The sequence below is a fragment of the Bordetella genomosp. 5 genome, assembly GCF_002261475.1.
GTDB lineage: Bacteria > Pseudomonadota > Gammaproteobacteria > Burkholderiales > Burkholderiaceae_B > Bordetella.
The window spans coordinates 472,608-485,932 of the sequence record NZ_NEVN01000001.1; the positions used below are offsets into that span (position 1 = coordinate 472,608).

General features: G+C 64.6%; 12 protein-coding genes. 8 read left to right on the forward strand and 4 right to left on the reverse strand.

Annotated features, from left to right (window positions below):
* Window positions 1-39 precede the first annotated feature (39 nt).
* From CEK29_RS02255 to CEK29_RS02290, 8 genes are all read left to right on the forward strand, one after another.
* Window positions 40-609, forward strand: coding sequence for a TlpA family protein disulfide reductase (locus CEK29_RS02255; protein ID WP_094857203.1), 570 nt, complete (start codon window positions 40-42; stop codon window positions 607-609).
* 74 nt (window positions 610-683) lie between these two features.
* Complete coding sequence (gene aroQ, locus CEK29_RS02260) at window positions 684-1,118, forward strand: type II 3-dehydroquinate dehydratase (protein ID WP_094857204.1); 435 nt, start codon at window positions 684-686, stop codon at window positions 1,116-1,118.
* A gap of 91 nt (window positions 1,119-1,209) precedes the next feature.
* Window positions 1,210-1,656: an acetyl-CoA carboxylase biotin carboxyl carrier protein gene (gene accB, locus CEK29_RS02265; RefSeq protein WP_094798571.1), complete on the forward strand. Its 447-nt coding sequence runs from the start codon at window positions 1,210-1,212 to the stop codon at window positions 1,654-1,656.
* 9 nt (window positions 1,657-1,665) lie between these two features.
* On the forward strand, window positions 1,666-3,012 hold the full coding sequence (accC, locus tag CEK29_RS02270) for an acetyl-CoA carboxylase biotin carboxylase subunit (RefSeq protein ID WP_094798572.1): 1,347 nt from the start codon (window positions 1,666-1,668) through the stop codon (window positions 3,010-3,012).
* Window positions 3,013-3,108: 96 nt separating this feature from the next.
* Entirely contained in the window at window positions 3,109-4,032 is a 924-nt protein-coding gene (gene prmA / locus CEK29_RS02275) for a 50S ribosomal protein L11 methyltransferase (RefSeq protein ID WP_094798573.1), read from the forward strand.
* Window positions 4,033-4,051: 19 nt separating this feature from the next.
* Complete coding sequence (locus tag CEK29_RS02280; RefSeq protein ID WP_094857205.1) at window positions 4,052-5,455, forward strand: DUF3426 domain-containing protein; 1,404 nt, start codon at window positions 4,052-4,054, stop codon at window positions 5,453-5,455.
* 20 nt (window positions 5,456-5,475) lie between these two features.
* Complete coding sequence (locus CEK29_RS02285; protein WP_094798575.1) at window positions 5,476-6,414, forward strand: carbohydrate kinase family protein; 939 nt, start codon at window positions 5,476-5,478, stop codon at window positions 6,412-6,414.
* A gap of 276 nt (window positions 6,415-6,690) precedes the next feature.
* Entirely contained in the window at window positions 6,691-7,194 is a 504-nt protein-coding gene (locus CEK29_RS02290; protein WP_094798576.1) for a glycine zipper 2TM domain-containing protein, read from the forward strand.
* 139 nt (window positions 7,195-7,333) lie between these two features.
* On the opposite strand, the gene CEK29_RS02295 is transcribed toward CEK29_RS02290, so the two are convergent.
* The 4 genes from CEK29_RS02295 to CEK29_RS02310 all read right to left on the reverse strand — a co-directional run bounded on the left by CEK29_RS02295 (window position 7,334) and on the right by CEK29_RS02310 (window position 13,121).
* Window positions 7,334-7,903, reverse strand: coding sequence for a YggT family protein (locus CEK29_RS02295; RefSeq protein ID WP_094798577.1), 570 nt, complete (start codon window positions 7,901-7,903; stop codon window positions 7,334-7,336).
* A 109-nt stretch (window positions 7,904-8,012) separates the two neighbouring features.
* The gene (locus tag CEK29_RS02300; protein WP_094798578.1) at window positions 8,013-8,660 is read right to left on the reverse strand and encodes a histone H1-like repetitive region-containing protein; all 648 of its coding nucleotides are present in this window, start codon (window positions 8,658-8,660) and stop codon (window positions 8,013-8,015) included.
* 309 nt (window positions 8,661-8,969) lie between these two features.
* Entirely contained in the window at window positions 8,970-10,175 is a 1,206-nt protein-coding gene (locus CEK29_RS02305) for a ribonucleotide-diphosphate reductase subunit beta (RefSeq protein WP_094798579.1), read from the reverse strand.
* A 21-nt stretch (window positions 10,176-10,196) separates the two neighbouring features.
* Entirely contained in the window at window positions 10,197-13,121 is a 2,925-nt protein-coding gene (locus CEK29_RS02310) for a ribonucleoside-diphosphate reductase subunit alpha (RefSeq protein ID WP_094857206.1), read from the reverse strand.
* Window positions 13,122-13,325 lie beyond the last annotated feature (204 nt).

The window sequence follows — 13,325 nt, forward strand, 5'->3', positions numbered from 1 at the left end:
GGGCTCGGCACGGGCGCCATCAGCGGCTATGATCGCAGCATGAACCGCCGACTCTTTCTGTCTACCGCCGCCGTCGCCATCGTGGGTGCGGGCGTGGCCACCTATTTCATTGGCCGCAAGGCCGACACGCCGTCATCGGGCGCTGGCGCGAGCGCGGGTGCCCAATCGGGTCAGGCCGCCGGCGCGCAGCCCACCGCCGCCGATCTGCTCGCCATGTCGCTGCCCGACGTGGCCGGCCAGACGCAGGCGCTGTCGCAGTGGCGCGGCAAGCCGATGGTGATCAATTTCTGGGCAACGTGGTGCGCCCCGTGCGTGCGCGAGATGCCCGAGCTCGAAGCCTTGAGCAAAAAGTACCCAGGGGTGCAGCTGGTCGGGATCGGCGTCGATAATGTCGACAACATCCGCAAATTCCAGGAGAAAGTGGTGGTCAGCTATCCGCTGCTCGTCATGGGCATGAGCGCCATCGACACACTGCGTCAGCTGGGCAATCCGTCCGGTGGGCTGCCATTTACGCTGGTTTTGAACGCAGATGGCAGCATTAGCGAGAAAATCCTGGGCGAAATCGATCCGGCCAAGCTCGACGCTTCGATAGCGCGCGTAGTGGCTTGATTCAATTGGACAAATAACCGGAATTGGCGTAAAAAGTCGCCTTATCGATTGTTTTGCCAGCATATGGCAAGCTCATGGCACAACGCATACTGGTATTGCATGGCCCCAATCTGAATCTGCTCGGGACTCGCGAACCTCATATCTACGGCAGCCTCACGCTGGTGCAGATCAACGAGGGGCTCGAAGCCCTGGCGGCGCAATTGGGCGTGACCCTGGCGGCGTGGCAAAGCAATCACGAAGGGGCGCTGGTGGACCGCATTCAGGCGGCCGCCCAGGACGGCACCGACTTCATCATCATCAACGCGGCGGCTTACACGCATACCAGTGTGGCGGTGCGCGACGCGTTGGCCGGGGTGGCGATCCCATTTATTGAAGTACATTTGTCCAACCTGTACAAGCGCGAGCCGTTCCGGCATCACTCGTACCTGTCCGACCTGGCCATCGGCCTGATCTCCGGACTTGGCGCGGATGGCTATGAGGCAGCCCTGCGCTACGCGGCGCGGCACTGACTCTCACCCGGATCAAGATTCACATCCTAAATATACGGCGCGACCCGCGATAGACACGGGCGCCGTCAAACTCAATCGGGAAGCAGCTTCTATGGACCTCCGAAAACTCAAGACCCTGATCGACCTGGTGGCTGAATCGGGCATTGCCGAGCTCGAAATCACCGAAGGCGAAGGCAAGGTTCGCATCGTCAAGTTCTCCCAGGCCCTTCAGCCGGTCGCCTACCAGGCTCCCGAAGCGCCCGCCGTCGTCGCCACGCCGGCCGCCGCGCCTGCCGCCGCCGAGCCCGCCGCTCCGGTGATCCAGGGCCACGTGGTCAAGGCCCCGATGGTCGGCACGTTCTACCGCTCGCCCAATCCGGGCGCCGCACCGTTCATCGAAGTCGGCCAATCCGTCAAGGAAGGCGATCCGCTGTGCATCATCGAAGCGATGAAGCTGCTCAACGAGATCGAAGCCGACAAGTCCGGTGTGATCAAAGAAATCCTGGTCGAAAACGGCGAGCCCGTCGAGTACGGTCAACCGCTGTTCGTCATTGGCTGATAGCGCAAAATGTTTGAAAAAATCCTGATCGCCAATCGCGGCGAGATCGCTCTGCGCATCCAGCGCGCCTGCCGCGAGCTGGGTATCAAGACCGTGGTGGTGCACTCCGAAGCCGATCGCGACGCCAAGTACGTCCGTCTGGCCGACGAGTCCGTCTGCATCGGACCGGCGCCGTCGCGCGAGAGCTACCTGAACATGCCGGCCATCATCTCGGCCGCCGAAGTGACGGACTCCGAGGCGATCCACCCGGGTTACGGTTTTCTTTCCGAAAACGCCGACTTCGCCGACCGCGTCGAGAAGAGCGGCTTCGTGTTCATCGGCCCGCGCCCCGACACCATTCGCCTGATGGGCGACAAGGTCAGCGCCAAGCACGCCATGATCGAAGCCGGTGTGCCGGTGGTGCCCGGTTCTGAAGGCGCGCTGCCCGATGATCCCCAGGAAATCGTGCGCATCGCGCGCGAGGTGGGCTACCCGGTCATCATCAAGGCCGCCGGTGGCGGTGGTGGCCGCGGCATGCGCGTGGTCTACACCGAAGCCGCGCTGCTGAACGCCGTCACGATGACGCGTTCCGAGGCGGGCGCCGCGTTCAACAACCCTGAAGTCTATATGGAGAAGTTCCTCGAGAACCCCCGCCATGTGGAGATTCAGGTGCTGGCCGATGGCGGCCGCAACGCCGTCTGGCTGGGCGAGCGCGACTGCTCGATGCAGCGCCGCCACCAGAAGGTCATCGAAGAAGCGCCGGCGCCGGGCATCGCCCGTCGTCTGATCGAGCGCATCGGTGATCGTTGCGCCGACGCCTGCCGCAAGATGGGCTACCGCGGTGCCGGCACGTTCGAGTTCCTGTACGAAAACGGAGAGTTCTATTTCATCGAAATGAACACCCGTATTCAGGTCGAGCACCCGGTCACCGAACTGATCACGGGCATCGATCTGGTTCAGCAGCAGATCCTGATCGCCGCCGGCGAAAAGTTCACGCTGCGCCAGCGCGACATCCAGTTCAAGGGTCACGCGATCGAGTGCCGCATCAACGCCGAAGATCCGTTCCGTTTCGTGCCCAGCCCCGGCCGCATCACCAACTGGCACGTCGCCGGTGGTCCGGGCGTGCGTATCGATTCGCACGTGTTCAATGGCTATTTCGTGCCGCCCAACTACGATTCGATGATCGCCAAGGTCATCACGTATGGCGACACGCGTGACCAGGCCCTGGCGCGCATGCGCACGGCCCTGTCCGAAATGGTCGTCGAGGGAATTCAGACCAACATCCCGCTGCATCGCGAGCTGTTGACGGATGCCCGCTTCATCGAAGGCGGCACCAGCATCCACTACCTCGAACACAAGTTGGCTCAGCGTCCCTGACCAGCCTGAATCGGGGGGCCTCTGGCCCCCCGTTTTTTGCTTCGCTATATTAGGTGGGTCGCCCCGCAAGGGCGCTCCACCCATGGAACTCATCACATGCGTGAACTCGTCCTTCATTGCCGCGAGGCGCAGGCCGAAGCGCTGTCCGATGCGCTGCTCGAGGCCGGCGTGCTCTCCGTCTCCGTCGAAGACGCCGATTTCGGTACCGAAGAAGAGCGCCCCTTGTTCGGCGAGCCGGGCACCGAGCCGGAAGTCCAGGCCTGGGACCACAACCGCGTCGTGGCGCTGCTGCCCGATGGCGCCGACCCCGCTCAGTTGCTGGCGCAAGCCGCCGTCGAGGCCGGGCTGGATCCCGCGCTCTTCGAGGGCTGGACGCTGCGCGACGTGCCCGACGCCGACTGGGTGCGCCTGACGCAATCCCAGTTCGGCCCCATCCAGATTTCCGAGCGGCTGTGGATCGTGCCCAGCTGGCATCGCGACGATCCGGGCGTGGCCGAGGCCATCGCCGCCACGCCCGAGGCCTCGATCCATATCGAGCTCGACCCCGGTCTCGCCTTCGGCACCGGCAGCCATCCCACGACCCATCTCTGCCTGGCCTGGCTCGAAGCCGAGCTGCCCCAGGGCGCGAACGTGCTCGACTACGGTTGCGGTTCGGGCATCCTGGCCATCGCCGCGCGCAAGCTCGGCGCCGGCGAGACGCTGGCGGTCGACATCGATCCGCAGGCCGTGCAGGCTTCCGAAGACAACGCCCGCACCAATCAGGTCGAACTCACCGCGATGCTGCCCGAGGGCTTGTCCGACGGCACCTTTGACGTGGTGGTCGCCAATATTCTTTCCAACCCGCTCAAGGTGCTCGCGCCGATGCTGGCCGGACGCGTGGCGCCCGGCGGGGCACTGGTGTTGTCGGGCGTGCTCGAGCGTCAGGCCGAAGAAGTGGCCGCCGCGTATGCGCCCTGGATCGCCCTGTCGGTCTGGCGCGCGCGCGACGGCTGGGTCTGCCTGAGCGGCCGCAAGGCCTGACGACGAGGCGGGGCAGCACATGGCCTTGGTGACACGTTGTCCGCATTGCGGCGCCTCCTTCAAGGTCGTGGCTGACCAACTGCGGATCCGCAATGGGCTGGTGCGCTGCGGCGCCTGCCAGACCGTTTTCGACGGCCGCGCCTGCCTGGTGCAACCGGCCGAGCCGGTGGTGCCCACGCTGACGCAGCCCGCCGATGCGGCGCCGCCCACGCCCGCGGCGCCGTCGTTCGCCCCGGCCGCGAGTCCGCGCGCCACCGAGCCGGCGCCGGCCGCCGTATCGCCCGCCGAACCCGTTTATTCCCATGCCGCGGCGCCCACGCCGGTGGCGCCGCAGCCGCTGCCCCCGGTGCCGCCGGCCGTCCTGCGCGGTCGCGCGGACATGCGCCGCGACACGGTCGAGCCGCAAGCGGACGACGCGTTCGAAGACGACGAGGCCGACGCGCCCGCGGCGTCGCCCGCGCCGTATGTGTCGATGCCCCTGGCGGCCGACGCCCTGATGCGGGCCGAACGCGACGAGCGCGAGCCTCGCCTCGGCGCCGCCGCCGTGCCACCCTGGGACGACGAGCCCTCGCTGAGCGACGACGCGCCGGCCGTGATCCGCGGCCCGCGCCGGGCTGGCGCCGGGCGCGATGAACCGCGTCTGGGCGATGCGCCGCGCGAACCGGGTCTGTCGGCCGATGGCGGCCGCGCGCGGCTGACGCCCGTTTATTCCGACTCGGCTGCGCTCGGCCGGGCTGCCACCAGCCGCGCCGCTGCGCGTGCCGAGCCCGTTGCCGCCACCGCCGAGGCCGAGCTCGACGACGACGATCTCGATGCGCATGCCGCCGAGCCCGTGCTCGGCGAGGCCCGCACGCGTTATTCGAGCAGCACCGACAGTGGCCGTACGCCGCCCGAATTCCTCGACGACGATCGCGTGGAATCGCGCCGCGCGGGCCGGCGCATCTGGGGGCTGTTGTGCCTGCTCGGCGTCATCGCCTTGCTGCTGCAATTGCTCTACGTCTATCGCACGCCCATCGCGACCGGCGTACCGGCGCTGCGTCCGGTGCTCGAGCTCGCCTGCAAGCCGCTCGATTGCACGGTGGGCTACGCGCGGCGCATCGAGCGCATCGCGATCTCCGCGTCGTCGCTGCAGCCGCCCAGCGGCGCGGCCGGCGCGTCCGAAGACGGCCGCAGCCGCCTGGTGCTCAACGTGACGCTGCGCAACCGCTTCGACAAACCGCAGCCCTGGCCCGCGCTCGTGCTGCAGCTCACGGACATGTCGGATACGGTGGTGGCGCGCAAGGTGTTGTTGCCGCGCGATTACCTCGCGCCGCAACAGGCGGGCGGGCCTTTCGCGGCCGCCGGCGAAGCGCAGATCTCGGTGCCCGTGGAGGTCACGGGGCTGCAGGTCAACGGCTATCAGCTCGACAAATTCTTCCCCTGATTCACACTTAAGGATCCAGCATGACGGCCCCTGTTTTGATTTGCGGTTCGATGGCGTTCGACATGATCGCCGTGTTCGAAGGCCACTTCAAAGAACACATCCTGCCCAACCGCATTCAGTCGCTGAGCGTGTCGTTCCTGGTGCCGACCATGCGCAAGGAGTACGGCGGATGCGCGGGCAACATCGCCTACAACCTCAAGCTGCTGGGCGGCCAGCCGCTGCCCGTGGCCACCGTGGGGGAAGATGCCGGCGAATACTTCGAACGGCTGGCCGCGCAACAGATCGACAGCACCTACGTGCGCACCGTGCCGGGCACGCTGACCGCGCAGTGCTTCATCACCACCGACCTCGACGACAACCAGATCGCCGCCTTCCACCCCGGCGCGATGTCGTTCTCGTCGCAAAACGACCTGTCGCAGGCGCAGGCCGAATGGGCCATCGTCGCGCCCGACTCGAAAGAAGGCATGTTCGCGCACGCCGAGGCACTGAACGCGCGCGGCATCCCGTTCATCTTCGATCTGGGCCAGGCCATGCCCCTCTTCAACAGCGAAGACATCGAGCGCATGCTCGGCCTCGCGCAGGCCATGACGGTCAACGATTACGAAGCCGGCGTGGTCGAAGAGCGCACCGGCCGCAGCATGCAGGACATCGCCAAGACGCTAAAGGCCGTGGTCATCACGCGCGGCGCGCAGGGCGCCACGCTGATCACCGAAGGCCAGAGCATCGAGATCGAGCCGGTCACGGCCGACGAAGTGGTCGACCCGACGGGTTGCGGCGATGCCCACCGTGGCGGCCTGCTTTACGGTCTGACCTCGGGCTGGAGCTGGGCCGACAGCTGCCGTCTGGGCAACCTGATGGGCGCGATCAAGATCGCCTCGCGCGGTCCGCAGAATCACGCGCCCAGCCGCGCCGACATCGACGCGCGTCTGCACGCGGTCTACGGTCTGCGTCTCGGCTGATCGCATGCCGCGCGCGCGAGGCGAGCGCCGGGCACGCGGGCTGCGAGGCGTGTCGAACCTCACGGTGCGACGCGGCGCATGCGAGCGGGAACCTCCCGCCTGCATGTCGCCTCTAATGATGAGATAGCCCCGACAGGGCCGCTACGCAGGGCGCCGTACCGTGTGGTTACACACTGGCCCACCTTGGTTTCACCCTGTTTCCCGGCAGGAAGTTTCCGGCGTTGGGCCGGGAGTATCATCCAATTAGTGTCGTAGTGTTCCGATCGAGGAGTCTTCATGAACAATACCCTTACCCCCTCTGCTTCGGTTCCGCGCGCCGGCCGCTGGCTGGCAGTCGCTGCCGTCGTCACCTCGGTGGCGGTGCTTTCGGGCTGCGCGAATCCCAGTGCCTCCGCCAATACCTATTCGTATGGCCAGGCGCAGCGTGAGCAGATCGTGCGTACCGGTACCGTCACGGGCGTGCGCCCGATCACCATCCAGAACGACAAGTCCAGCGGCGGCGGCATGCTCGCCGGTGGCGCGCTGGGTGGCGTCGCGGGCAATGCAATCGGTGGCGGCACCGGCCGTACCATTGCCACCGTCGGTGGTGTGATCCTGGGTGCGCTCGCCGGCAATGCCGTCGAAAACCAGGTCGGCCGCAGCTCGGGCTATGAAATCACCGTGCGCCTCGACAACGGCGAAACCCGTGTCGTGGCTCAGGAAGCCGACGTGCCGGTCAGTGTGGGCCAGCGCGTGCAGGTCGTCAGCGGCGCGGGCCCCACGCGCGTCACGCCGCTCTGATGGCAGGCTGAATTACCGTTTTTTCGGGCATCGCGCGCAGTCGGATGGGCCCCACTGCGGAGTTGGTTTAGCGCCAGCTCCATGCGAGCAAACCCGCGTCCTTCTGGACGCGGGTTTTTTCATGGCCGCGAAGCCGAGATCAGAACGGGCCGATCGCCATGGCGCGATAGCTGAGATTGGTGACGACCATCATCAGCACCTGCGCGAGGATGAGCACGACCAGCGGCGAGAAGTCGATGGCGGTGCGGGGCAGGACGCGGCGTACCGGGTCCAGCAGCGGCGCGGTCAGCATCTGCAGCAGGCCCATCAACGGCGAGGCGGGGTTCACCCACGACAGCACGGCCTGGATCAGCGTGAGCCACACGATCAGGTTGAGCGCCCACTTGAGCACCTGAAGCACGGCCACCAGCAGCAGCGTGGGAAACAGCGCGCCGATCAGTTGCAGCGGCAGCGTGATCAGAAGGCTGAGAACGAGAAACAGGATGGCGGCAAGCCAGGCCGCGAAGAGGCTCGCCCATTCGATGCTGTTGCCGGAAGGAATCACGCGGCGCAGCGGCAGCACGAGCCAGTTGGTGCCCTGATAGACAGCCCGCGCCAACGGATTGAAGGGCGGCATGCGCACGGCATGGATCCAGGCCCGCAGCACCAGACCGGCGCCGAACAGGGTGAACAGGATGTCGATCAGGAAATTCAGGATTTGCGCGAGCATGGACTCTCTACCGGACTGGGCAAGCGAACATTTTCGCATGCATCAATGTAAAAAGCCGCCTGGCGAGGCCAGGCGGCTGAAGTACTGCTAGCGCGTAGACGCGTCCGTATTACGGACGGCCACCCGTGGGGAAGGGCCACGACGCGGCGGGGTTCAGCGCGGTCTTGGCACCCGGGGCAGCAGCCGTGGAGGGCGGCGTTGCGGGCTTCTTCGGGGCAGCCTTCTTGGCAGCAGGCTTCTTTGCAGCAGCCTTCTTGGCAGCCGGCTTCTTCGCAGCGACAGCCTTCTTGGCAGCAGCAGGCGCCTTCTTGGCAGCAGCAGCCTTCTTGGCCGGAGCCTTCTTGGCGACCGCCTTCTTGGCTACGGCCTTTTTGGCAGGCGCCTTTTTGGCGACGGCTTTCTTGGCAACGGCCTTCTTGGCGACAGCCTTCTTGGCTACGGCCTTCTTGGCGGGCGCCTTCTTGGCGACGGCCTTCTTGGCGACAGCCTTCTTGGCAACAGCCTTCTTGGCTACGGCTTTCTTGGCTGCCGGCTTCTTGGCGGCGACCTTCTTGGCGGCCGGTTTCTTGGCGGCTACCTTCTTGGCTGCCGGCTTCTTGGCGGCGACCTTCTTCACTGCCGGCTTCTTGGCAGCGACCTTCTTCACAGCGACTTTCTTGGCTGCGGCTTTCTTGGCCGGAGCGGCCTTCTTCACCACCGCCTTCTTGGCTGCGGGTTTCTTAACCGCCTTCTTGGCGGCTTTCTTGGCAGTTGCCATGGTCATGCTCCTTAGGTTCAGGGGTCCCAGAACTTAAACCCGCGTCATCACCCGCCAACAAGGCGGACAACACCCGGGCTATTCATCGGCGCATGCCACTGTCCCTGACAGGCGACAGCACTTCAGCTTGCGCTAATGAATTCAGCACAGCCATTTGATATGGCCCTCGCCTCGTGCGCGAGCCATCTCAAATGGCGACGGTAGGCACATGCCTACCGCTACGTCCTACGTGTCCGAACACTGACCGGGGCATCCCATGCTCGCCGTTCGACTGGCCAACAGCCAGCGAGCGGCGAGTACAGAGAGGTCTTATTCCCAGCTCAGCGTACCGCCGGTCTGGTATTCGATCACGCGAGTCTCGAAAAAGTTGCGTTCCTTCTTCAGGTCGATCATTTCCGCCATCCACGGGAAGGGATTTTCTTCCTGGGGGAACAGCGGTTCGATGCCGATCTGCTGGCAACGACGATTGGCGATGAAGCGCAGGTAAGACTTGAACATCGGTGCGTTCAGGCCCAACACGCCGCGCGGCATCGTGTCTTCGGCGTAAGCGTATTCGAGTTCGACCGCTTTTTGGAAGAGTTCACGAATTTCTTCGCGGAACTCCGGCGTCCAAAGGTGCGGGTTCTCGAGCTTCACGGTGTTGATCAGGTCGATGCCGAAGTTGCAGTGCATGGACTCATCACGAAGGATGTACATGTATTGCTCGGCGGCGCCGGTCATCTTGTTCTGGCGGCCCAGCGCGAGGATCTGCGTGAAGCCCACATAGAAGAACAGGCCTTCCATCAGGCACGCGAACACGATGAGCGACTTGAGGAGCGTCTGGTCCGCTTCGGGCGTGCCCGTGCGGAAATCCGGATCGGCAATCGCCTCGATGAACGGGATCAGGAACTCGTCCTTGGCGCGGATCGAGGGGACCTCGTTGTAGGCGTTGAAGATCTCGGCTTCGTCCAGGTCGAGACTTTCGACGATGTATTGATAAGCGTGGGTGTGGATCGCTTCCTCGAATGCCTGGCGCAGCAGGAACTGGCGGCATTCGGGCGCCGTGATGTGGCGATAGGTGCCCAGCACGATGTTGTTGGCCGCGAGCGAGTCGGCGGTCACGAAGAAACCCAGGTTGCGCTTGACGATGCGGCGCTCGTCCTCGGTGAGCCCGTTGGGGTTCTTCCAGAGGGCGATGTCGCGCGACATGTTGATTTCTTGCGGCATCCAGTGGTTCGCGCACGTGGCCAGGTATTTTTCCCAGGCCCACTTGTACTTGAACGGAACCAGCTGGTTGACGTCGGTTTCGCCGTTGATGATGCGCTTGTCGGCGACCCGCACGCGACCGGCGGTGGCGCCGCTGGTCGAGAGCGAAGCGGCGTGCGACGGCGCGGACGGGGTCGGCAGCGCCGAATCACCGAACACCCCCGTCGCGGCGCGCACGGAGTCGTCTCCGGACGCGCCCTTACCCGCGCCGGAAGACTCCGGCGATTTCGCGGGTTGCGTGGCGAGGTTGTCGTTGTCCCAATTAAGCATGATCGAATTCTCCGGTGGCGGTTACTGGCAGGCCTCGCACTCTTCGAAGCCGGGATCACCCGGTCGCATAGTGCACGCCGCCCCGACGATTTCGGGTTCAGGCAAAACAGGTGCTGCTGCTGCGGATGCCGCGGCGCTGTGGCCGCTGGCGCTGACGGCGTTGAGTTCGCCGCCGCGGCCCGTGGACTTCTCGGCGCTGGTGGCACCCATCGTGCGGAGGTAGTAGGTGGTCTTGAGACCACGCTGCCACGCCAGCTTGTAGGTGTCATCGAGCTTCTTGCCCGACGCGCCTGCCATATAGATGTTCAGCGACTGCGCTTGATCGATCCACTTCTGGCGACGCGACGCGCACTCGACCAGCCAGCTCGGTTCGACTTCGAACGCGGTGGCGTAGAGTTCGCGGAGTTCGGAAGGTACGCGATCGATACGGGACAGGCTGCCGTCGAAGTACTTGAGGTCGGCGACCATGACTTCGTCCCAGAGACCGAGTTTCTTCAGGTCACGCACGAGGTAATCGTTAACGACCGTGAACTCGCCGGAGAGATTCGATTTGACGTACAAGTTCTGGAAGGTGGGTTCGATGCACGCAGATACACCAATGATATTGGAAATCGTCGCGGTTGGGGCAATAGCGACACTGTTCGAGTTGCGCATGCCGTGTTCTTTGATGCGCGCACGCAACGCATCCCAATCAAGCGTGCTCGACTCATCGACTTCAACGAAGCCACCGCGTGCATCACGCAGCATCTTCAACGTGTCTTGCGGCAGGATGCCACGCGACCACAGCGAACCATCGTAGGACTTGTAGCGGCCGCGTTCTTGCGCGAGTTCGCTCGATGCCCAGTACGCGTGATAGCACACGGCTTCCATCGAACGATCCGCGAATTCGATCGCGTCTTGCGATGCGTACGGCACGCGCATCATGTGCAGGCAATCCTGGAAGCCCATGATGCCCATGCCGACCGGACGATGCAGATCGTTGGAGTTGCGCGCCTTCTCGACAGCGTAGTAGTTGATGTCGATGACGTTGTCGAGCATGCGCATCGCGATGCTCACGGTGCGCTTGATCTTGTCGTGATCGAGTTCGAAACCGCCATTGGCCGAAGGCTTCATGTGCGCGACCAGGTTCACGGAACCCAGGTTGCACACCGCGATTTCCTTCTCGTTGGTGTTCAGCGTGATCTCGGTGCAGAGGTTCGAGCTGTGCACCACGCCCACGTGCTGTTGCGGCGAGCGGATGTTGCAAGGATCCTTGAACGTGATCCACGGGTGGCCGGTTTCGAACAGCATCGACAGCATCTTGCGCCACAGCGACAGCGCCGGCATCTTCTTGAAGAGCTTGAGTTCGCCGCTGGCGACGCGGGCTTCGTAGCCCACGTAGGCCGCTTCGAATTCGGCACCGTACTTGTCGTGCAGGTCGGGGCAGTCGGACGGCGAGAACAGCGTCCACTCACCGCCTTCCATGACGCGCTTCATGAACAGGTCGGGAATCCAGTTCGCCGTGTTCATGTCGTGCGTGCGGCGGCGTTCGTCGCCGGTGTTCTTGCGCAGCTCCAGGAATTCTTCGATGTCCAGGTGCCACGTCTCGAGGTACGTGCAGACCGCGCCCTTGCGCTTGCCGCCCTGGTTCACCGCCACGGCGGTGTCGTTGACGACCTTCAGGAACGGCACGACGCCTTGGCTTTCGCCGTTGGTGCCCTTGATGTGGCTGCGCAGTGCGCGCACCGGGGTCCAGTCGTTGCCCAGGCCGCCGGCGTACTTGGCCAGCAGCGCGTTTTCCTTGATGGCGTCGTAGATGCCTTCGAGGTCGTCGGAGACGGTGGTCAGGTAGCACGACGACAGTTGCGAATGCAGCGTGCCGGAGTTGAACAGCGTCGGGGTCGAGCTCATGAAGTCGAACGACGACAGGATTTCGTAGAACTCGATGGCGCGGGCTTCGCGGTCGGCTTCACGCAGCGCCAGGCCCATGGCCACGCGCATGAAGAACACCTGCGGCAGCTCGATGCGCGTGCCGCGGATGTGCAGGAAGTAGCGGTCGTACAGCGTCTGCAGGCCGAGGTAGCCGAATTGCAGATCGCGCTCGGCCTTCAGGGCGCCGGCGATGCGGACCAGATCGAACTTGGCCAGCTCGGGCGACAGCAGGCCGCCTTCGATGCCGCGGGTGATGAAGGTCGGGAAGTACTCGGCGTAGCGGGAGGCCATGTCGGCCTGCGACACTTCTTCGCCCAGCACTTCGGTACGGACCGTGTGCAGCAGCAGACGGGCGGTGACCTGGCTGTAGGCCGGGTCTTTTTCGACCAGCGCGCGCGCCGACAGAATGGCCGACTTGAACACTTCGTCGATCGGCACGCCGTCGTACAGGTTCTTGACCGTTTCCTTCAGGATGGTCTCGGTGTCGATGAATTCGGTCAGGCCGACGCCGGCGGCTTCGATGGTGGCGCGCAGGGCGGACAGATCGAGCGGGCGGCGGGCACCGTTGTCGGTGACGTACAGCACGTGTTCCTGGGCGGCCGGTGCGGACTTGTCGAGCACTTCGGCGGCGGCGGCGCGCTCTTGCGAACGCTTTTCGCGGTAGAGCACGTAGGCGCGCGCGACGTCGTGTTCGCCCGAGCGCATCAGGGCCAGTTCGACCTGATCCTGCACGTCTTCAATATGGAAGGTGCCGCCACCGGGGCGGTTGCGCACCAGGGCGTTGACGGCCTGGCTGGTTAGTTGCTCGACGAGCTCGCGCACGCGAGCCGAGGCAGCGCCCTGGCCGCCGTTGACGGCCAGAAAGGCCTTGGTCATGGCGATGGCGATCTTGCCGGGTTCGAAGCCCACCACCGAGCCGTTGCGGCGGATGATGTTGTAGCTGGCGAACTGGCCGGTCGGGGTGCCCGGTTGGGCGTCGTTGGATTCGGGCGGCACGGCGGAGGGCCGAGTCACAGAGGCGATCGTAGTCTGCATGGAAGCTCCTGTGGGAATGCGAAAAGAATGGATAAGACATGGCCAGTGCCATGCCAGGGTGCTGATGAATTCGGTATGCGGGGACGCAATGCTGGACGGAAAAAGTTCGACGCGGGGTCGTGGGTCCAGCTAGGAATGACCACTATATGTAGTGTACCACCCCGCGCGCCGCACTAATTCTAGTGAGGGAGGGGGTTCGCTACA

What these genes read in the sequence shown, in the direction of transcription:
- CEK29_RS02300 (WP_094798578.1), bottom strand. Translation starts at nt 8,660, where the DNA reads ATGGCAACTGCCAAGAAAGCCGCCAAGAAGGCGGTTAAGAAACCCGCA.
- CEK29_RS02255 (WP_094857203.1), top strand. Translation starts at nt 40, where the DNA reads ATGAACCGCCGACTCTTTCTGTCTACCGCCGCCGTCGCCATCGTGGGT.
- CEK29_RS02305 (WP_094798579.1), bottom strand. Translation starts at nt 10,175, where the DNA reads ATGCTTAATTGGGACAACGACAACCTCGCCACGCAACCCGCGAAATCG.
- accC (WP_094798572.1), top strand. Translation starts at nt 1,666, where the DNA reads ATGTTTGAAAAAATCCTGATCGCCAATCGCGGCGAGATCGCTCTGCGC.
- CEK29_RS02280 (WP_094857205.1), top strand. Translation starts at nt 4,052, where the DNA reads ATGGCCTTGGTGACACGTTGTCCGCATTGCGGCGCCTCCTTCAAGGTC.
- accB (WP_094798571.1), top strand. Translation starts at nt 1,210, where the DNA reads ATGGACCTCCGAAAACTCAAGACCCTGATCGACCTGGTGGCTGAATCG.
- CEK29_RS02310 (WP_094857206.1), bottom strand. Translation starts at nt 13,121, where the DNA reads ATGCAGACTACGATCGCCTCTGTGACTCGGCCCTCCGCCGTGCCGCCC.
- aroQ (WP_094857204.1), top strand. Translation starts at nt 684, where the DNA reads ATGGCACAACGCATACTGGTATTGCATGGCCCCAATCTGAATCTGCTC.
- CEK29_RS02290 (WP_094798576.1), top strand. Translation starts at nt 6,691, where the DNA reads ATGAACAATACCCTTACCCCCTCTGCTTCGGTTCCGCGCGCCGGCCGC.
- CEK29_RS02295 (WP_094798577.1), bottom strand. Translation starts at nt 7,903, where the DNA reads ATGCTCGCGCAAATCCTGAATTTCCTGATCGACATCCTGTTCACCCTG.
- prmA (WP_094798573.1), top strand. Translation starts at nt 3,109, where the DNA reads ATGCGTGAACTCGTCCTTCATTGCCGCGAGGCGCAGGCCGAAGCGCTG.
- CEK29_RS02285 (WP_094798575.1), top strand. Translation starts at nt 5,476, where the DNA reads ATGACGGCCCCTGTTTTGATTTGCGGTTCGATGGCGTTCGACATGATC.